Annotated in this window: 16 protein-coding genes; 6 read left to right on the forward strand and 10 right to left on the reverse strand. The window is 62.9% G+C overall.

Features of this window, described 5'->3' with window-relative positions; all coding sequences use genetic code 11:
• The first annotated feature begins 2 nt into the window (after positions 1 to 2).
• From hslO to GCN75_RS21105, 4 genes are all read left to right on the forward strand, one after another.
• Entirely contained in the window at positions 3 to 983 is a 981-nt protein-coding gene (hslO, locus tag GCN75_RS21090; protein WP_152284155.1) for an Hsp33 family molecular chaperone HslO, read from the forward strand.
• A 151-nt stretch (positions 984 to 1,134) separates the two neighbouring features.
• Entirely contained in the window at positions 1,135 to 3,546 is a 2,412-nt protein-coding gene (locus tag GCN75_RS21095) for a TonB-dependent receptor (protein WP_226941503.1), read from the forward strand.
• Complete coding sequence (locus GCN75_RS21100; RefSeq protein WP_152284156.1) at positions 3,546 to 4,676, forward strand: glycerophosphodiester phosphodiesterase; 1,131 nt, start codon at positions 3,546 to 3,548, stop codon at positions 4,674 to 4,676. Before GCN75_RS21095 ends, GCN75_RS21100 begins: the two co-directional genes overlap by 1 nt.
• Positions 4,677 to 4,828: 152 nt before the next feature.
• Positions 4,829 to 5,107 (forward strand): hypothetical protein, encoded by a 279-nt coding sequence (locus GCN75_RS21105; RefSeq protein WP_152258331.1) that lies wholly within the window; start codon positions 4,829 to 4,831, stop codon positions 5,105 to 5,107.
• A gap of 348 nt (positions 5,108 to 5,455) precedes the next feature.
• Here the strand turns inward: GCN75_RS21105 and ftsB are convergent, their stop codons facing one another.
• The 3 genes from ftsB to GCN75_RS21120 form a co-directional block, all read right to left on the reverse strand.
• Positions 5,456 to 5,779: a cell division protein FtsB gene (gene ftsB, locus GCN75_RS21110; RefSeq protein ID WP_035821182.1), complete on the reverse strand. Its 324-nt coding sequence runs from the start codon at positions 5,777 to 5,779 to the stop codon at positions 5,456 to 5,458.
• Positions 5,780 to 5,841: 62 nt separating this feature from the next.
• Positions 5,842 to 7,125: a phosphopyruvate hydratase gene (gene eno, locus GCN75_RS21115; RefSeq protein ID WP_070260371.1), complete on the reverse strand. Its 1,284-nt coding sequence runs from the start codon at positions 7,123 to 7,125 to the stop codon at positions 5,842 to 5,844.
• A gap of 141 nt (positions 7,126 to 7,266) precedes the next feature.
• On the reverse strand, positions 7,267 to 8,919 hold the full coding sequence (locus GCN75_RS21120) for a CTP synthase (protein WP_152258329.1): 1,653 nt from the start codon (positions 8,917 to 8,919) through the stop codon (positions 7,267 to 7,269).
• Positions 8,920 to 9,166: 247 nt separating this feature from the next.
• On the opposite strand from GCN75_RS21120, the gene GCN75_RS21125 reads away from it, so the two are divergent.
• Entirely contained in the window at positions 9,167 to 9,568 is a 402-nt protein-coding gene (locus tag GCN75_RS21125; protein ID WP_152284157.1) for a PRC-barrel domain-containing protein, read from the forward strand.
• A 138-nt stretch (positions 9,569 to 9,706) separates the two neighbouring features.
• Here GCN75_RS21125 and GCN75_RS21130 read toward each other — a convergent pair whose 3' ends face one another.
• The 5 genes from GCN75_RS21130 to GCN75_RS21150 form a co-directional block, all read right to left on the reverse strand.
• Positions 9,707 to 11,968 (reverse strand): TonB-dependent receptor domain-containing protein, encoded by a 2,262-nt coding sequence (locus tag GCN75_RS21130; protein WP_152284158.1) that lies wholly within the window; start codon positions 11,966 to 11,968, stop codon positions 9,707 to 9,709.
• 53 nt (positions 11,969 to 12,021) lie between these two features.
• Positions 12,022 to 12,816, reverse strand: coding sequence for an energy transducer TonB family protein (locus GCN75_RS21135; RefSeq protein ID WP_152284159.1), 795 nt, complete (start codon positions 12,814 to 12,816; stop codon positions 12,022 to 12,024).
• A complete protein-coding gene (exbD, locus tag GCN75_RS21140; RefSeq protein WP_152284160.1) occupies positions 12,813 to 13,238 on the reverse strand; it encodes a TonB system transport protein ExbD in 426 nt (141 codons plus the stop codon). Before exbD ends, GCN75_RS21135 begins: the two co-directional genes overlap by 4 nt.
• A gap of 3 nt (positions 13,239 to 13,241) precedes the next feature.
• The gene (gene exbB, locus GCN75_RS21145) at positions 13,242 to 14,003 is read right to left on the reverse strand and encodes a tonB-system energizer ExbB (RefSeq protein ID WP_152284161.1); all 762 of its coding nucleotides are present in this window, start codon (positions 14,001 to 14,003) and stop codon (positions 13,242 to 13,244) included.
• Between the two features lie 141 nt (positions 14,004 to 14,144).
• The gene (locus GCN75_RS21150; RefSeq protein WP_152284162.1) at positions 14,145 to 15,065 is read right to left on the reverse strand and encodes a ChaN family lipoprotein; all 921 of its coding nucleotides are present in this window, start codon (positions 15,063 to 15,065) and stop codon (positions 14,145 to 14,147) included.
• Positions 15,066 to 15,253: 188 nt separating this feature from the next.
• Here GCN75_RS21150 and GCN75_RS21155 point away from each other — a divergent pair, with 188 nt between their 5' ends.
• On the forward strand, positions 15,254 to 16,663 hold the full coding sequence (locus GCN75_RS21155) for an FAD-binding oxidoreductase (protein WP_405002832.1): 1,410 nt from the start codon (positions 15,254 to 15,256) through the stop codon (positions 16,661 to 16,663).
• Positions 16,664 to 16,742: 79 nt separating this feature from the next.
• Here GCN75_RS21155 and GCN75_RS21160 read toward each other — a convergent pair whose 3' ends face one another.
• Both GCN75_RS21160 and GCN75_RS21165 read right to left on the reverse strand, forming a co-directional pair.
• The gene (locus GCN75_RS21160; protein ID WP_226941504.1) at positions 16,743 to 17,216 is read right to left on the reverse strand and encodes a GNAT family N-acetyltransferase; all 474 of its coding nucleotides are present in this window, start codon (positions 17,214 to 17,216) and stop codon (positions 16,743 to 16,745) included.
• A 39-nt stretch (positions 17,217 to 17,255) separates the two neighbouring features.
• Complete coding sequence (locus GCN75_RS21165; RefSeq protein ID WP_152284163.1) at positions 17,256 to 20,396, reverse strand: error-prone DNA polymerase; 3,141 nt, start codon at positions 20,394 to 20,396, stop codon at positions 17,256 to 17,258.
• Positions 20,397 to 20,444 lie beyond the last annotated feature (48 nt).

Below are 20,444 nucleotides of genomic sequence, written 5' to 3' on the forward strand. Positions count from 1 at the left end.
GAATGACGACTGAAACCACAGGCGCTGTCAGCGCAGCCCTTCCGGGCCAGGATACCCTGCAGAAATTTATTTTCGACAACGCCGCCGTGCGCGGCCAGTTCATCGACGTCTCCCACACGTGGCAGGAAGTGGTGTCGCGCCACGCCTACCCCACGGCCGTGAAAAAAGTGCTGGGCGAAATGGTGGCCGCCGCCGCCCTGCTGTCGGCCAACCTGAAATTCAACGGCTCCATCATCATGCAAATCCATGGTGACGGTCCCGTGCGCCTGATGGTCGTCGAGTGCGATTCCGACCTGCGCCTGCGCGCCACGGCCAAGCTGGACCCGGACGCCGCCATCGCCGATGGCGCCACCGTGCCGCAATTGCTCAACGCCACGGGCAAGGGCCGCTTCATCATCACCCTGGACCCGGCCGACAAGGTGCCGGGCCAGCAGCCGTACCAGGGCATCGTGCCGCTGGACGGCGACGACATGGCCACCGTGATCGAAAACTACATGTTGCGTTCGGAACAGCTCGACACGCGCCTGTGGCTGGCCACGGACGACACCGTCTCGCGCGGCCTGCTGCTGCAAAAGCTGCCCCACCATGGCGGCAAGGCCGAAGCGACGCCCGTCTCGGAAGAAGACGCGCTGGATACATGGAACCGCGCCGTGATGCTGGCTTCGACCCTGAAAGAGGCGGAAATCCTGTCGACGGACATCGACACCCTGATGCAGCGCTTGTTCTGGGAAGAAACCATCCGCGTGTTCGACCCGCTGCACCCGAGCTTCCATTGCAGCTGCACGCGCGAAAAAGTGGGCAATATGCTCAAGATGCTGGGCGAGGAAGAAGTCAACAGCACCCTGGAAGAAATCGGCCACGTGGGCGTGAACTGCGATTTCTGCGGCCAGCACTATGATTTCGACAAGGTCGATTGCGCGCAGCTGTTCGTCACGGATGCGCCGGCCGAGGTTCTCATCCCGCCAGCCGCCAGCATCAACTGATCATTACACTTTCGCAATGAATCTGCCGCGCCGCCCCTGAGGCGGCGCAATTGTTTCTGCTGTCATCTTCTCGTCATCAGTTCGTCATCAGCCCGTCACGCGCCGCCGTTACGCTGCGCAGCTTGTATTACTTCCCACTTTCCACAGGCTGATGATGACACCCCACTTGACGCTGGCCCTGCGCCGCCATTCCTTCCATGTTTTGCTGGGCGCTTGCGCCGCGGGCCTCTCCTTGCCGGCCCTGGCGCAAACGGCCGTGGCCGCCGCCGTGGCGTCCGCCGCCACCGAGATGGCCGCTGCGGCCCCCGCTGCCGACGACAGTGCCCCGATGGCCACCGTGGAGATTTCCTCGCGCAAGACGCGCTCCTCGGTCGCCCTGAGCAAGAATGAAATCCAGAAAATCCTGCCCGGCACGAATCCCCTGAAAGCCCTGCAAACCTTGCCCGGCGTCAGCTTCCAGACGGCCGATCCATGGGGCAACAACGAGCAAAACCTGTCGCTGTTCGTGCACGGCTTTTCCGGTCAGCAACTCGGCTACACCATGGATGGCGTGCCGCTGGGCGACCAGCAATACGGCAACTACAACGGCCTGTCGCCGCAGCGCGCCGTGATCAGCGAAAACGTGCGCAGCGTCGTGCTGTCGTCGGGCGCGGGCGACCTGGCCACGGCCTCCACCAGCAACCTGGGCGGTACCATCGAAACCTATTCCAGCGATCCGCTGGCCACGCAGGGCGCCAGCGTGCAGCAAACGGTGGGCAGCCACCGCACCTCGCGCACGTTTGCCCGCTACGACACGGGCGCCTTTGGCGACGGCAGCAGCGCCTATTTCTCCATCCTGCACCACGAAGCGCGCGCCTGGGACTTCGATGCGCGCCAGGGCGGCGACCAGTTCAACGCAAAATATGTCAACCGCAGCGAGGCGGGCAAGCTGACCCTGTTCTTCAATTACTCGGACAAGATCGAGCCGAACGAAGACAGCACCGTGCACGTGGCGGGCGAAACGAGCGCGCCCTACACGCGCCCCTTCCTGTATCCGGACTTCAAGGCGGCCCTGAATTATTTGTCGCCCACGGGCGCCACGCCGGCCGCCGACGGCAACAACTACCGCAATTACTACAGCGATGCGCAGCGCACCGACTACCTGGCCTACGCCAAGTTCGACGCCAACCTGGGCGAAGGCACGACATGGGCCAACCAGGTGTACTACCACAAGGATGACGGCGCGGGCGTGGTGGCCGGCCCCATCGGCGTGGCCGGCTTGCCGGGCCTGTTCAGCGTGTATTACCCGAACCAGAACCTGAAACAGGTGTTCGGCAACTCGGGCTATGCCGTGCGCACGACGGAATACGACATCAAGCGGGGCGGCTTCATTTCCACCCTGCGCAAGGAAATCGGCGAGCACCAGCTGGAAGCGGGCCTGTGGCTGGAACAGAACCGCTCGTCCGCCTACCGCCGCTGGTATGCACTGGACGTCAACAACCCGACTTCGCCGTACGACCGCCCCAGCAATCCCTTGATCACGCAGTACGGCAGCGAGATCGACAACAAGGTGGTGCAGCTGCACTTGCAGGGTGAGTGGCGCATCCGTCCCGATATCGCCCTGCAGGCCGGCTTCAAGTCCAGCCTGCAGTTTGCCGATGGCCAGTTCCCCGTGCAGCCGGCCAAGGGCGCCATTGCCGGCGGCTCGACGGCCTTGCCGGTCGGCACCATCAACACGAAGAAATGGTTCCTGCCGCAAGTGGGCGCGCGCTGGGACTTCACGCCGCAAGACCAGCTGTACTTCAATATCCAGAAAAACATGCGCCAGTTCGTCACCTACGGCGGCGGCGGCGCCTCGCCGTGGAGCTTGTCGAGCCAGGCCGCCTTCGACCTGTTCAAGCGCGACGCCAAGCCGGAAACGGCCCTCACCTATGAAGTGGGCGTGCGCGGCAGCCACCCGCTGAACCTGGGTGCCATCACGGCCATCGATGGCCAGGTCAACGTCTATCACGTCGATTTCAGCAACCGTTTGCTGCAGATCAGCCCGACGCCCGTGATTTCCTCCATCATTGGCGGCAACCCCGTGCTGGCCAACGTGGGCAGCGTGCGCACGGACGGCATCGATATCGCCGGCACCATACACTTTGGCAACAATTTTTCGTTCTACAATGCCCTGTCGTACAACCGCTCGCAATACGCGGACAACTACAACAATGGCGCCGCACTGGTGCTGACGGCCGGCAAGAACGTGCCGGGCTCGCCCGAGTGGCTGAACAAGTTCGTGGCATCGGCCACCTTGGGCGATATCGAAGTGCAGCTGACGGGAGACTATGTGGGCAAGCGCTACGCGACGTACACCAACGACTTGTCCGTGCCCAGCTATTTCCTGATGGGCCTGGGCGTGTCGGGCAAGCTGCCCGCCATGGCCGGCTGGCTGAAAAACCCGCGCTGGCGTGTCAACGTCAGCAACCTGGCCAACCGCGAAGGCTCCTTGAACGTGGTGGTGGGCGCGGCCGACAAGACGTACAACACCTTCCCCATCGCCCCGCGCCAGGGCTTCCTGACCTTGACGGCGGATTTCTGATGCGTACGCCTATCCTTCCGCAACGGCACTTCTCGCGCCGCAGCTTCGTCCAGGCGGCCGCCGGCGGCCTGGCCCTGGCCGCCGCGCCCGGCTTTGCCGCGGGCCTGCTGGCCATGCCACCGTCGCGGCCGCTGGTCTTCGCCCACCGGGGCGCCAGCGCCCTGCGCCCCGAACACACCCTGGCCTCGTACGCCAAGGCCATCCTCGACGGCGCCGACTACGTGGAACCGGACCTGGTGGCCACGCGCGACGGCATCTTGGTCGCGCGCCACGAAAGCAATCTGATCGACACCACCGACGTGGCGCGCCGTCCCGAGTTTGCCAGCCGGCGCGGCAAGAAGATGGTCGACGGCGAATGGCACGAAGGCTGGTTCGTCGACGACTTCACCCTGGCGGAACTGAAAACCCTGCGCGCCATCGAGCGGCTGCCGAAAGTACGCACCGGCAACACCTTGTACGATGGACAATTCCAGATTCCGACGTGGGAAGAAATCATCGATTTTGTTGCAGCGCAATCAGCCGCCAGCGGACGCGTCATCGGCCTCGTGCCGGAGCTGAAAAGCTCCACGTACTTCCGCGATGCGGGCCTGGCGCTGGAAGACCGTTTCCTGTCGACCATGCTGGCGCACGAGTACACGCGCCGCGCGCCCATCGAAATCCAGTCCTTCGAAGTGGCCAATCTGAAGTACCTGCGCGAGAAGCTGGGACGGCGCGCCAACGTGCGGCTGATGCAGCTGGTGGTGGGCGGCGATGTGCGCCCCATGGACGTGGCCAAGGCGGGCGGCAAGCTGACATTCGGGCAAATGACGACGCCGGCCGGCCTGCGCGACATCGCCGCCTACGCGGACGTGGTGGCGCCGCCCACGCGGGGCGTCATCCCGCTGGGCGCCGACCAGCGCCTGGCCAAGCCCACGTCCATCGTCGACGATGCGCACCAGGCAGGCTTGCTGCTGCACACGTGGACCTTCCGCCCGGAAAACCGTTTCCTGGCGGCCGATTTCCGCGACGGCAACGGCGAAAATGCGCGCAACGAAGCGGGCTCCGTGGCGGAAATGCGCCGCTACATCGAGACGGGACTGGACGGTTTTTTCAGCGACGATCCGGGTCTGGGACGCATCGCCGCAGGATAAACATTTCGTAACAAATTCATTTCCAGGGCGTGGCCGGCGGCTACGCCCTTATTATTCGTTTCTTGAATTACTGAAATTGGAATTTGGAATTAGACATATACCGTGAACTCCATTATTGTGCAATGCAACAACAGACCATTCATGGAGGGCATATGTCCACTTTTACCAACACTTACAGCAACAACGACAACTATTTCAGCAACCTGGGCCGCGCCACGCGCGCCTTCCTGGGCGCCCTGCTCGCTTCCAAGCCATACAGCGAACTGGCCCAGAAGGAAGTCATTGCAGCGGGCACCGCCAGCGCCGATGCGGAACGCCATGTGCGTCCCAGCCAGCGCGATTTCGCCCTGCTGAACTCGGAAGCGAACCGCTACGAAAAGCTGATGCCGAATCTGGCAGCCGAGCTCCGCTTCCTGGCTTCCCGCGGTTAAAAAAAACGTCCAGGGCGGCGTTGCCTGCGCCTTGCCGTACTTGCGTACTGTCTTCGGCTGGGCGCCTGGCCCTGGACGTTTTTTTAGGCTAACACTATATAAACAATTTACTCAACTTACTGGAATTTTTATGATGTTTCTCGAAACCGTACTGGTCGCCGTCGCCGTCGTGGTCACCGGCATCCATTTTTACCTGATCTCGACCGGCAAAGCCCGTTTCTGATCAGCAAGCAGCAAGGCAGCAGCACGCCGCGCCATGCGGCCAGTCGTGTGCAGCAGTACAAGGAAGTAAAGTGATAGGTCAGCCTGGCAATCGGTCCAGGCTGGCAAGTGGGAAGTAGTACTATCTTAATGTGGCGCCGCGGCGTCCACCGGCGTTTCCAGCAGTGGCGGGGTCTGTCCCTTGCGCACGATCTGCACGAAAATCTCATTCTGCTTGACCATGCCCAGCTCATAGCGGGCACGCTCTTCGACGGCGCCCGTACCATCTTTCAGGTCGCGCACTTCGGATTCGAGCTTGGCGTTGCGCGCCTTCAATTCCATGTTTTTCTTGTTGGCCACCGCCACCTGGGCTTCCATGTCGGCAACACGCAGCCAGCCGCCTTTACCCAGCCAGAGGGGAAATTGGATCAACAGCAGCAGGGCTGCGAGGGCGAGCGTAATGAGGCGCATGGGGCATTCAGTTAAAAAACCGGCCGGAACATCTCCGGCCGGCCAGTGGGTTTTACAGCAGCTTACTTCAGATTATAGAACGCATCGCGTCCTGGATAGCTGGCGATGTCGCCCAGGTCTTCTTCGATACGCAGCAGCTGGTTGTACTTGGCCATGCGGTCCGAACGCGACATCGAGCCCGTCTTGATCTGCAGGGCGTTCGTGGCAACGGCGATATCGGCGATGGTCGAGTCTTCCGTTTCGCCCGAGCGGTGCGAAATGACGGCCGTGTAGCCGGCGCGCTTGGCCATTTCGATGGCCGCGAACGTTTCCGTCAGCGTGCCGATCTGGTTGATCTTGATCAGAATCGAGTTGGCGATGCCTTTCGAGATGCCTTCTTTCAGGATCTTGGTGTTGGTGACATACAGGTCATCGCCGACCAGTTGCACTTTCTTGCCCAGTTCCTTGGTGAGGATCGCCCAGCCGTCCCAGTCGCCTTCGTGCATCGCGTCTTCGATCGAGATGATCGGGTACTTGTCGCACCAGGTCGCCAGCAGGTTGGTGAACTCGGTGGCCGTCAGGCTCAGGCCTTCGCCTTCCATTTCGTACTTGCCGTTCTTGTAGAACTCGGATGCGGCGCAATCGAGGCCGATGGCGATCTGCGTGCCTGGCTCGTAGCCCGCTTCTTCGATGGCCTGGATGATCAGCTTGATGGCTTCTTCATGGTTGGCCAGCGATGGCGCGAAACCGCCTTCGTCGCCCACGTTGGTGTTCAGGCCCTTCTTGTGCAGGATCTTTTTCAGCGTGTGGAATACTTCCGCGCCGTAGCGGACGGCTTCCTTGAACGACGGGGCGCCCACGGGAATGATCATGAATTCCTGGATGTCCAGGTTGTTGTCGGCGTGCGCGCCGCCGTTGATGACGTTCATCATCGGCACTGGCATCTGCATGGCGCCCGAACCGCCGAAATAGCGGTACAGCGGCAAGCCCGCTTCTTCGGCGGCTGCCTTGGCCACGGCCATGGAGACGGCCAGGATGGCGTTGGCGCCCAGGCGCGATTTGTTTTCCGTGCCGTCCAGGTCGATCAGGGTACGGTCCAGGAAAGCCTGTTCATTGGCGTCCAGGCCCATGATGGCTTCGGAGATTTCGGTGTTGATGTTTTCGCATGCTTGCAGCACGCCCTTGCCGAAGTAGCGCTTGGCATCGCCATCGCGCAATTCCACGGCTTCGCGCGAACCGGTCGAGGCACCCGACGGCACGGCCGCACGGCCCATCACGCCCGATTCCAGCAACACATCGCATTCGACGGTCGGATTGCCGCGCGAGTCCAGGATCTCGCGACCGATAATATCAACAATAGCACTCATGTCATTCTCCAAAGTTAAGCGTAACAGGGGCTGCACACTGCGTTCTGATGCGCAATTGCACAAAGTGGGCAAAGAAACTCCCGGCGCAGACTGGCAGGCCGGGAGCTGTCTTACGGGTAATACTGTCGCAATCGACCCGCGTTATTCCGCGGCGGCGTTGGCTTCCTTGTGCGCCAGCGCTGCCTTGATGAACGAGGTGAACAGCGGATGGCCGGTGCGTGGCGTCGATTTGAACTCAGGATGGTATTGCACGCCCATATACCATGGGTGGGCATTTTCACCCGTGCGTGGCAATTCCATGATTTCGCACAAATCTTCGCTCGGCGTGCGGGCCGACACGATCAGGCCAGCCGCTTCGACACGGGCCAGGTAATGATTATTGGCTTCGTAGCGATGGCGGTGACGCTCGGTCACCACGCTGCCGTAGATCTCGGCAGCGAGGGTACCCGGATTGACGGCGCAGGTCTGCGCGCCCAGGCGCATGGTACCGCCCAGGTCCGAGTTTTCATCGCGCAACTCGACTTTACCATCGTGGTTTTGCCACTCATTGATCAGCGCAACGACAGGTTGATCCGTATCAAGGTCGAACTCGGTCGAATTCGCGTTCGGCATGCCTGCCTTGTTGCGCGCGTATTCGATCAGGGCCACTTGCATGCCCAGGCAGATGCCCAGGTAAGGGATCTTGTTTTCACGGGCGAACTGGGCGGCCTTGATCTTGCCTTCCACGCCGCGCTTGCCGAAGCCGCCCGGTACAAGGATGGCATCGTACTTGGCCAGGTTGTCGCAACCCGTCGTTTCGATTTCTTCCGAATCGATGTACTCGATGTTGACGCGGCTTTCCGTATGGATGCCGGCGTGGCGCAGCGCTTCGATCAGCGACTTGTACGACTCGGTCAGTTCGACATACTTGCCGACCATGCCGACGGTCACTTCCGCCTTCGGGTGTTCCATCGTGTAGATCAGCTTGCTCCAGATCGACAGGTCGGCCGGTGCGGGATCGAGGTCCAGCGCGTCGCAGATGATCTTGTCGAGGCCCTGGTCGTGCAGCATCTGCGGCACTTTGTAGATGGTGTCGACATCCCACACGGAAATGACGGCGTCTTCCTCGATGTTCGAGAACAGCGAGATTTTCGCGCGCTCGTCTTCCGGGATGGCGCGGTCGGCGCGGCACAGCAACGCGTTCGGCAAGATGCCGATTTCGCGCAGCTTCTGCACCGAGTGCTGGGTCGGCTTGGTTTTCAGTTCACCGGCCGAGGCGATGTAAGGCACCAGGGTCAGGTGGACGAACGCCGTGTTCTTGCGGCCGGCGCGCAGGCTCAGCTGGCGTGCCGCTTCCAGGAATGGCAAGGATTCGATATCGCCGACGGTGCCGCCGATTTCGCACAGGGCCACGTCGTAGCCTTCGGCGCCACGGCGGATGTAATCCTGGATTTCATTGGTGATATGCGGAATCACCTGCACGGTCTTGCCCAGATATTCGCCCCGGCGTTCCTTGCGGATCACCGATTCATAGATCTGGCCAGTGGTGAAGTTATTCACCTTTTTCATGCGGGTGGAAATGAAGCGCTCGTAGTGGCCGAGGTCGAGGTCGGTTTCGGCCCCGTCGTCGGTAACGAATACTTCACCGTGTTGCATAGGGCTCATCGTGCCAGGATCGACGTTGATATACGGGTCGAGCTTGAGCATGGTGACTTTAAGGCCGCGCGATTCGAGGATCGCGGCGAGGGAGGCGGCGGCAATCCCTTTACCAAGGGAAGACACAACGCCACCAGTGACGAAGACAAATTTGGTCATTGCAGATGGTGCCGAACGGCACGTGCGGGAAATTGAAATTATACACTAAAGCCCGCCTGCGTCGCCCCCCGCGCGTGGAAATTTGCGCCAAATGCCGACTATCCCTCCCCCTCCTGCGGTCTACGCACAACAAAATTGCGCACTGGCAATAATTGTAATATTTCCAATTCCATACTTTGTGTGGGAGACCGAACAGACCCTGCCGCGCCCCGGCCGCAGACTGGGATTTTTCAACAGGAGGTCCATCATGAGCTACGAAGAACGCGACGCCTACGGCATGTATGTCAACCGCGGCCACAAAGGCCCCGGCCCTGAACTGATGGGTGCCGATACCCTGATCGGCGACCATGTGCACAACGCCAAGGATGAGCACCTGGGCGAAATCAAGGAAATCATGATCGACATGCGCAGCGGCAAGATCGCCTATGCCGTCATGTCGCACGGCGGCGTCTTCACCATCGGCGAAAAGCTGTTCGCCGTGCCGTGGGAAGCGCTGCTGCTCGACACCGTCAACAAGCGCTTCACCTTGAACGTCGACAAGGAACGCATCGAAAACGCGCCCGGCTTCGACACGGATAACTGGCCGAACATGGCCGATACCACGTGGGTCAATACCATCCACAGCTACTACGGCACCACGCCGCGTTGATAACACCTGACAAAACTTACTGCGCGGTGCGCTTTGCGGCCGGCGATGCTCACTGTGCCATAGCACAGCTGCGCTTCTCGGCCACAAATCACATCCGCTCGCTACAGTTTTGTCAGGCGTCGCAGCTTTGCTAAAAAACTAGAAGCGGTACTCCAGCCCTGCCACATACGTCCTGCCCCGCGCCGTGCTCAGCGGCGTGTTGTCCTGCGACTGCGACGGCATCGAGTTCAAGCGGTTCAACGCTTCCGAGAAATCCTTGTTCATGGCGTTCTGCACGGACAGGCGCAGGAACAGGTTCTTGCTGACCCGGTAGCTGGCGTACAGGTCGATCACGGCCGGAATCTTCGGATTGTCCACCTTCGTCACTTCGCCCGTCGCCTCGTCCGCTTCATTATCCGGCGACAAGCGGCGGTTCGAACCCGTGTGCTTGAGGATGGCACCCACTTCCAGTTTGTTGTCCAGCAAGCGCGTGCCCACGTCGAGGTTGTAGTAGGTGCTGGGCAGCTCGCTGATGTCGGCCGCGCCAAACCACGCGCTGGCGATCGAGGTGGGCTGGCTGGTCTTTTCGCGCGTGTACGACAGGCGCGCAAAAGCCGGGCCCAGCTGGTACTGCGCTTCCAGCTCCCAGCCGCGCGAATGCACAGGCGTGGCCGAGTTGATGTAGATATACATATTGGTCACATAGTCATCCACATTCTGCCAGTCCTTGGCGATCACTTCCGCGATATTGCACTTGCGCCCGCTGTCGCATACGAGGAAGGATTGGCTGGTGATATAGCCGTCGATCTTGCTCTTGAAATACAGGGCCTTGAAGTTCAGCGCGTCATTGGCGCTCAGCAAGCCATGCAGGCTGGAATTAAAGCCCAGCTGGTAAGTGCTGGCCCGCTCGCCCTTCAGGAACGGATTCATCGACGCCCCGCCGTCATTCGAGAAAAATACTTCCTGCGGATTCGGCCCGCGCATGGTGCGCTCGGCGCTGGCAAACGGCTGGAACCACGGCGTCACTTGGGCGGAAACGAGCAGCGAGGGATTGATGCCATGCTCCTTGAGCGCAATATTGCTTGCCCCTTGCGGGAAGCACTGCACGCGCAAGTCGCAGGCAGGCTTGTAGCCCGTCAGGTTGAAGTGCGTGTAATTGAGGCCCGCATTGACTTGGTAGATGCCGCGGTTGTATTGCAGGCCCGCATACAGGCTGTTGATCTTTTGCACACCCTCGGGACCAAACGTATTGTTTTCGATCGATTGCTGGTTGGCATCCGGATTATCGGGATCGTCGACCAGGCTTTCCACGTGCTTGCTGTACTTGTTGCGCATCAGTTTGCCGCCGATGGTCACCAGCGCATCGCCGCCCGCCAGCTTGAAGCTGCTGGTGTTGTTGACGTCGAGAGCATCCGCGCGGTTGGCCGCGTTGGTATTGATGAAGTTGGTCAGCGCCTCGGGCATGTATTTCTGGTTGCCGCGGCTGCTGCTGGCCACCACATTGAGGTCGATCAATTCCGAAAACGGCGTGTAATGGTATTTGACGTAGTAGTCATCGCTCTGGATATCGCGGCGCGTAAACGTGCTGCGGTAATCTCGCGCCGACAGTTCCAGGGAGTGGAAGTCGCTCAATTTGAGGTCCAGCTTGAGCAGCTGCGACTTGGGCTTCTGCTTGTAATAGCGGTTGTAGCCGAAACCGAATTCCTCGCTGTTGACGCCCTTGGCATTCTTGTAGTTGTTGCCGATCACGCTCGCACTGGTGGCGGCCATGAAGCCCACGCTGCCGCCGTCGAAGGCGGGATTTTTCATGGCCACGGCCAGCATGGCGCTGCGTCCCACGCCGTTATTGCCGGTGGACATCTTCGTGCGCGCCCCCAGCTTTTCACCGACAAACACCACGTCATCGACGCCGATGGTACGGAAATTGGCGCTGCCGGCCAGCGCATTGACGCCGTCGCCGCCGACGACATTACCGCGCGACACGTCCACGCCGATGATGAAGTTGGGGTCGATCAGGGCGCCGAACTGGCTGCTGGGCACGCCGCCATGCGACACGGACGACGGCGCGCTGCCATAGTAATTCTGGCTCACGCCATCGACCATCATGTTGACGCGCCCCAGGCCCGACAGGCCGCGGATGTTGACGCTGACGGCGCCCTGCGCCGGATCGATCTGCGTGAACGTGCCCGGCATGCTGCGCACGATCTGGTCGACGCTCTGCAAGCGCGTATCGGCCCCGCGCGCGCTGACGGCGCCCGGTTTTTCCAGCGCCTGCCGTTCCGCCGGCACGGCCTCGCCCGACACATTCAGCGGAGAAAATTCCACCTTGCCACTTTCCTGCGACTGCGACTGCGCCCCAGCCTGCTGCGCCAGCAACGCCATGCAGACGCCCACGGCTTGCGCCATCTTCTTGATATGCATACACCCTCGATTTGTTATGGATAGATTTTTTTAATGAAAAGCAATCGGCATCCTCATGCCTGGTCTTGTCCCGGTTCCAGCTTGAACGAGACGGGCAAGGTGACGGTCACCGCGCCCTGGTGCAGGACGTTGTCGGGCGGCGCCGGCAACGGTTGCGCGCGCTGCAGCACTTGCAGCGCTTCGCGGTCGAGCAGCACCGTGCCCGACGACGTGACCAGTTCGCTGGCCAGCAGCTTGCCGTCACGGTCCACCTGGAAGCGCACCCAGGCGGCGCCGGCCCGCTTGCGCTGGCGCGCGTCGCCCGGATAGCGCTTGAAACGGGCCAGATGGCTGAGCACGCGGCTTTGCCAGCTGGCGGGCGCCGCGCTGCTTGACGGCGTGTCGCTGTCGAACGGCGCCGCCTGCGGCCCGCGCACGGCGGCGGGCGCCGGCGTGGCGCTGCTGCTGGCTTGCGCCGGTACGGACGATGTTTCCCTGGTGGTCTCCTTGGCCGGCTCCGGCGACGGACTGGCTGCCGCCTGCGCTGCCTTTTCCGCCGCGACGATGTCCGGTGCGGCGGCGCGCGCCAGCACGGGCAGCGCCTCTTGCCGGGCCGTGCTCTTTGCCGGCCGGGCCTCGCTGGACGCGGCCGACTGGCGCGCGCCCACGGCTTGCGCGACCTGCGTTTCCGGCGACATCGCCTGCGCGGCAAACACCACCATCACGCTGGCGGCCGGATGGGCAGGCGCCACGGCTACGGGCTGCCAGCTTGCCCACAGCAGCAATGCCAGCGCCGTGGCAACCACCAGCGCCGTGGCGATGCCCCAGCTCAATAGGGGCCGCGGCGCCAGCGTGGACGGCGCACTCACCCGCCCTCCCGGCCGACCAGGCCCACTTTCAGATAACCGGCCTGGCGCAGCGCATCCATCACGCCCAGCACGTCTTCATACGCAGCCTGCTTGTCGGCCTGGAAAAACAAGGTGCGCTGGCGGTCGCCGCCCGTCTCGGCATCGAGCAAACGGCCCAGCTGCTCGCGCGCCACGGGCGACTCGCCCAGGTACAGACTGCGGTCTGCCTTCAGCGACACGAACAGCGGTTTTTCGGGACGGGGCTCGGGCTTGGCCGTGGCGGCCGGCAAGTCGATTTTCAGGTCGACGGTGGCCAGTGGCGAGACCACCATGAAAATGATCAGCAGCACCAGCATCACGTCGATGAAGGGCGTGACATTGATCTCGCAGAGCTCCGGCATGTCGGCCGCGTCGTCATCCGGCGCAGGAAAAAGGGATGCCATGGCTCAGGCCTGCTTGCGCGTGTCGAGGTCGCGGCTCAGCATCAGCAGCACTTGCGCGGAGGCGGCCCGCAGCTGCGCCTTGTACTGGTTGATGCCGCGGCTCAAGACGTTATAGATGACGACGGCGGGAATCGCCGCCACCAGGCCCAGCGCGGTGGCCAGCAAGGCTTCCGCGATGCCGGGCGCCACTGTCGCCAGGTTCGTACTCTGGCTGACGGCAATGCCGATGAAACTGTTCATGATGCCCCACACGGTGCCGAACAGGCCGACAAACGGCGCCACGGCGCCTATGCTGGCCAGCAAGCCTATGCCCTGCGTCATGGCGCGCACCTGCTGCGCGATCCACTGTTCCTGGCGAAAGCCGGCCCGCTCCTTCAGGGCCGCCGCCGGCGCATGCGCGTGCGACAGGCTCAGCTCCTGCTGCACGTCATCAAGCAACTGCTGCGCCAGCGAGCGTTTGCCGGCGCCCTCCACTTTCGCGGCAGCGTCCGGCAGCGAACTGGCCGTCTTCAGCACGGCGACGGCTTGCGCCGCTTCGCGCCCCGCTGTCAGCAAGCTGGCGCCCCTTACCAGCAAGACCACCCAGGTGGCCAGCGCGGCAAGCAATAAACCGATGAGCACGCTTTTGACGACCTGGTCGGCAGCAAAGAACATGCCCAGCGGCGACATGTCGTGCGGCAAGGCGGACGCTTGCGCCGTGGCATGGAACAAGGAAAGAAACACGCCACCAACGGCGGTGTTGATATGGAACAAAGGGATACGCATGAAAGCTTCAGTAGTTAACAGGCATGGCTGCGCCAACGGCGCGCACGCGCATGCAAAAAAATCGGACGGACTACCTGGCTGCTGCGGGGGAGCTTGCTGGGGAAGAGTGCCGGGCTGAACGCCCGGCGGAGGTGAAACGGCTTACTTGGCGCTGGCGACGGCTGCAGTTGCTGCAACTGGCGGCGTGAACCACACGAAGTCCGCCTGCGGCGCCTGCACGGCGGCACCCTGCTGCGCCAGCACCAGCACCAGCGGCGCGGGGCCGCCCGTCAAGTCCTGTACGTGCAGCGGCACGCCCAAGTCCTTGTGCGCATGGTAGGCGCCGGCGATCAGCACGGCCGGCGCGGGCGCAGCCAGCAGACGCTCGGCCATGCGGCGGTCGCGCTGCTGCTGCACCGACAGCATGGCGGCCAGGCGCGGCTCGTCGATCTGGTTGTCATGCATGACGCGGATGATGTCCTTCAGTTTGTCATGCACCTTGCCATCGTTGGCCAGGTTCGAATGCTTGCCCTGCACGGCCGGCTTGTCGATAAACAGTTGCTTGATTTCGCTGCGGTCCAGGTTGGCCGACCAGACGGGATACGGCGCGCGCATCACGGTCATCACCAGGTCGCCATATTGCTCCCACTTCCAGCTGGGCTGCCAGGCCAGCAGCTCGGCCACGTGCTCGGGGCGCACGACGGGGTCCGTCTGCAGCCACGGCTTGACCTTGTCCACCTTGGCTTGCTGGTCCGGGTTCAGCATTTCCAGCAGTACGCTGCCTTGCGGGCGCTGGCCCTGCAATTGCTGCAGCAGCCATTGCTCGATCTTGTGATGGCTGAGCTGGTCATGCTGCTCGCCGACGATGACCCGGGGCGCGGCGGCCAGCTGGGCCAGCAATTGCTCGGCGCTCAGGCGCTGGCCGCTGCGCAGGTCGACGATTTCGCCCAGCTGGCGCACGTCTTGCGTGGCGGCGGAAGCGGCACCGGCGGCAGCGTCAGTCGCTGGAGCCACGCTGCTGCAGGCGCTCAGGGCCAGCACGCAGGCGGGCAGGACGGCGAAGAAGGACAGGGGGAATTTCATGGCATGGCCTTTCGGGTTGAAGCACGCATTGCAAAATAACTACTGGCGGGCATTCTAATGGAAATGATTCTCATTTACAACCAAGACACGACGAACCATGCAGATTTTTTTACAACTGGCAAAAATCAATATGGTGCTTCGGTGAAATATCCGGGCGCGGAGTAGAATAAAAAAAACGGAGGACTTGCGTGAATCAAACTGACCAGTTGGCGGTACTGAAAAAACCGCTGCCCGTATCCCTTGCTGCCGTACTTTCCCTGATCTTTGCCGACCGCTTTTCCATGACGCAAGCCATGCGCGCCCACCATGGCCGCGACGAGTCGAGCTATCCTCCCATGCTGCCGGACGCCGTCATCTTCGCCCATTCCACCGAGGAAGTGGCGGCTGCCGTCAAACTGTGCAGCGCGCACGACGTGCCCGTCATCGCCTATGGCAGCGGCACCTCGCTGGAAGGCCACGTGCTGGCCCTGCATGGCGGCGTGACGATTGATCTGTCGCAAATGAACCAGATGGTAGCCGTGCATGGTGAAGACTTGACGGCCACCGTGCAGGCGGGCGTGACGCGCAAGCAACTGAACGAGGAGCTGCGCGACACGGGCCTGTTCTTCCCCATCGACCCGGGCGCCAATGCATCCTTGGGCGGCATGGCCGCCACGCGCGCCTCGGGCACGAACGCCGTGCGCTACGGTACCATGCGCGAAAACGTGCTGGCCCTGACGGTGGTGACGGCCGACGGCCGCATCATCAAGACGGGGACCAGGGCGAAAAAATCGTCGGCCGGCTACGACCTGACGCGCTTGTTCGTCGGCAGCGAAGGCACCCTGGGCATCATCACGGAAGTGACGGTGAAACTGTATCCGCTGCCGGAAGCGATCTCGGCGGCCGTGTGTTCGTTCCCCGGCACGGGCGGGGCCGTCAGCGCCGTGATCCAGACCATCCAGATGGGTATTCCTGTGGCCAGGGTCGAGTTTCTCGATGAAAATGGCGTCAAGGCCATCAATGCCTACGACAAGATGGCCTTGCCGCAAAAGCCGCTGCTGCTGTTTGAATTCCACGGCACGCCGGCCAGCGTGGCTGAGCAGGCGCAGCTGGTGCAAGCCATCACGGCGGAGCACGGCGCCAGCGATTTCGAATGGGCCAGCCGTCCCGAAGACCGCTCGCGCCTGTGGGCCGCGCGCCACAACGCATACTTTGCCCTGCTGCAGATGCGTCCCGGCAGCCGCGCCATTTCCACCGATTGCTGCGTGCCCATTTCGCGCCTGGCCGAATGCATCCTCGCCACCCAGGCCGATTGCGAAGCGCAAGGCCTCGTCTACGCCATCATCGGCCACGTGGGCGACGGCAATTTCCACGTGCAGATGCTGGTCGACCCGGACGATCCAAACGACATCGCCCGCGCAGAAAAGGTCAACAGCGACATGGTCACGCGCGCCATCGGCATGGACGGCACGTGCACGGGCGAGCATGGCGTGGGCATGCACAAGATGGCCTTCCTCGTGGAAGAGCATGGCGAAGGCGCCATCGACACCATGCGTGCCCTCAAGCATGCGCTGGACCCGAAGAACATCATGAATCCGGGCAAGATCGTGCGCTGGTAAATAAGCGCCATAAGCCTGCAAGCAAAAACTGGGGTCAGACCCGCCGGGTCTGACCCCGGCCCTTGCCGTCGGGTTATTTTTACAATTCCATGCGCATCGGCACGAAAGCGATGCCGCCCGTCTCCACCTTGGGTCCCGTGGCAACAAAGCCCAGGCTTTGGTACAGGGGCAAGGCGTAGGCCGAGGAATTGACGGTAAACGCCGTCACACCGCCCCTGGCCAGCGAGGCATCGCGGGCGGCCTGCCACAGGCGGCGCGCCATGCCGCGCCGGTGCAGCGCGCGCGGCACGAACATGTGGAACAGATGCGTGTGGTCGCGCATGGCCACCACGCCGGCCAGCTCGCCGTCGATATGCGCGAGCTGGTAGGCATAGCGCAGATCGGACAGATAGCCTTCGATGGCTGGCTGGCGGCAATGTTCGATGAACTTGTCCGCCCCCGCGCCGTCCGGGTGCAGGGTCAAAAAGGGCATCAGGTCGTCGATCAGGGCGACGATGGCGGGCGCGTCGGCGACCAGGGCGGGACGCATGATCGGTTCGGGTAATGTTGTCATCTGCAAATAATGCCATGCCCTCCGCCCCACCGGCAACTCTCAACAGAAATCGCGGCTGCTGGTTCTCAAGCGTCCCAGCAGGTGCGACATGTCGACCAGGCGCTTGGCCACCAGGTTGCGCACGATGCCCTCGCGCTGCCACACGCCATACACGCCCAGCAGCGGCGCGCTCAGCACTTCGCGCCGCTGGCTTTCCGCCAGGTCGGGCCAGACGATGACGTTGACGGTGCCCGTTTCGTCTTCCAGGGTCATGAAGATCACGCCCTTGGCCGTGCCCGGGCGCTGGCGCACGGTGACGATGCCGCAGGCGCGCGCCAACTGGCCATCCGTGTAGCTGGCCAGCGCGGACGCGGGCATGAAACGCTGTTCCAGCAATTGCCTGCGCAGCAGCGCCAGCGGATGGCGGCCCAGAGTCAGGCCTTGCGCGCGGTAATCGCTGACGATACTTTCCCCTTCCGTGGGCGCGGCCAGCACGGGCAAGTCTTCCTCGTGCGTGGTGACGCGCAGCAAATCCCTGTCGGGCACGGCGCCGGCCGCCTGCCATAGCGCCGCGCGCCGGTGGCCGGCCAGCGCGTGCAGGGCGTTGCCGGCCGCCAGCACCTGCAAGTCATGGCGGTCCAGGCCGCCACGCCGCGCCAGGTCGGCCACGTCGACGAAGGCGGCGATGGCGCGCGCATCCTCGATGCGCCGGGCGGCCTCCACGCGCATGCCGAACAAGCTGTTCAAGCCCAGGCGCACGGCGGGCGCGGCACCCTGCCCGTCTTCCAATGCCGCTTCCCAGCCGCTGACGGCCACATCGACAGGCAGCACTTGCACGCCATGCCGGCGCGCATCCTGCACCAGTTGCGAGGGGCTGTAAAAACCCATGGGCTGGCTGTTGAGCAAGGCGCACAGGAAGGCGGCCGGTTCGTGGCATTTCAGCCAGGAACTGGCGTACGTGAGCAGCGCGAAACTGGCCGCGTGCGACTCGGGAAAACCGTATTCGCCAAAGCCTTCGATCTGGCTGAAGATGGCCTCGGCAAACTCCTTGTCGTAACCATTCTTCACCATGGCATTGACGATGCGGTCATGGTAATTGTTCATGCCGCCCTTGCGTTTCCAGGCTGCCATGGCGCGCCGCAACTGGTCCGCTTCGCCGGGCGTGAAACCGGCCGCGATGATGGCCACCTGCATCACTTGCTCCTGGAAGATGGGAATGCCCAGGGTGCGCCCCAGCGCCTTTTCCAGGCCCTTCGGATAGTCGACCGCTTCCTTCTGCTGGCGCCGCTGCAGATACGGATGCACCATGCCGCCCTGGATGGGGCCGGGACGCACGAGCGCCACCTCGATGACAAGGTCGTAGAATTCGCGGGGACGCAGCCGGGGCAGCATGCTCATCTGCGCGCGCGACTCGATCTGGAATACGCCGATGGTATCGGCCTCGCACATCATGTCGTAGGTGGTGGGGTCTTCGGCAGGAATATCCTGCAGGCGGAGTGGCTCGCCGCGCCGCGCACCGACCAGTTCCAGGGCGCGGCGCAGGGCCGACAGCATGCCCAGCGCCAGTACGTCGACCTTCATCAAGCCCAGTTCCTCGAGGTCGTTCTTGTCCCACTCGATGACGCTGCGCTCGGCCATGGCCGCGTTTTCAATCGGCACCAGGCGCGACAACTTGCCTTGCGCGATGACAAAGCCGCCCGGATGCTGCGACAAATGGCGGGGAAAGCCCAGCAACTGCTGCGCCAGGCCGGCCCACTGCTGCGACAATGCCGCTTCCGGGTCCAGCCCGCATTCGGCCAGGCGCTCCAGCAGATCGCGCTTGCCGTCGAACCAGCGGTGCGCCTTGGCCACTTTTTCCACGATGGCCAGGTCGATCCCCAGCGCCCGGCCGCTGTCGCGCAAGGCGCTTTTGGGCCGGTAGCTGATCACTACGGCCGCCAGCGCGGCCCGCTCGCGCCCATACTTGCCGTAGATATATTGAATCACTTCTTCGCGCCGCTGGTGCTCGAAGTCGACGTCGATGTCGGGCGGCTCGTTGCGCTCGCGCGACATGAAGCGCCCGACCAGGGAATTGCCGCGCGCCGGGTCCACTTCCGTGATGTGCAGGCAATAACAGACGGCCGAATTGGCGGCCGACCCCCTGCCCTGGCACAGGATGTTTTGCGAACGGGCAAAGCGCACGATGTCGTACACGGTCAAAAAGTAGGCTTCATACGACAGCTCCGCGATCAGTTCCAGCTCCTGTTCGACCTGCTGCTGCACGTTGGCCGGGATGCCCAGCGGAAAGCGGAGCCGCGCGCCCGCGTACGTTTCCTCGCGCAAATACGTCGCCGGCGTATGGCCGTCGGGCACCAGTTCGTCGGGATAGTCATAGCGCAAGCTGTCGAGGGAAAATGTGCACAGGTCCGCGATGCGCAGGGTTTCCGCCAGCGCCTGCGGCGGATACACATTGGCCAGGCGCAAGCGCGCGCGCAGATGCTGCTCCGCGTTTTGCGCCAGCGCATAGCCGCACTCGCCCACGGGTTTGCCCACGCGTATCGCACACAAGGTGTCGAGCAAGGGCTTGCGCGAACGCACATGCATGCACACATGGCCGACGGCCACCACGGGCAAGCCCAGCGCCTGTGCCGCGTCCTGCACGGCAAGGCGGTGCGCGTCATCCTGCGCCCGCTGCAGCAGGTTCAGGCCTATCCAGCTGCGCTCGCTCCCAAAGGTCGACAGCATCCACTCTCCCTGCGCGCGCAGCATCCCCGGCTGGGCCGGATAGCTGGGCAACAAGATCATCAGACAGCCCGGCAATCCCCGCAAATGGGCACCCTCCTCCGACGGCGCGGCGAAATCACCGGGCGTCAGCAAATAGCGGCCCTTGGCCGCCCGCGTGCGCGCCATGGTGATCAGTTCCGACAAGTTGCCGTAGCCATCGCGGTCCCGCACCAGCGCCAGCAGGGACGGAGCCGGACTGCCGTCGCCCTGCGTCAAGTGAAAGTGCGCGCCGATAATCAAGGGGAAACCAGCCCGCTTGGCTGTCGCATGGGCGCGCACGACGCCGGCCAGCGAGCACTCGTCGGTAATCGCCAGCGCCCGGTAAGCAAGCTGGACAGCGCGCGCCACCAGCTCTTCCGCATGCGAGGCCCCATGCAGGAAGCTGAAATTGCTCAGGCAGTACAACTCAGCATACTCGGGTAGGACTGCACTCCCCATGATCTACCTCAATACTGTATATAAACACAGTATATTATACTCATCTGA

This window comes from Janthinobacterium violaceinigrum, from assembly GCF_009208555.1.
GTDB lineage: Bacteria > Pseudomonadota > Gammaproteobacteria > Burkholderiales > Burkholderiaceae_D > Janthinobacterium > Janthinobacterium violaceinigrum.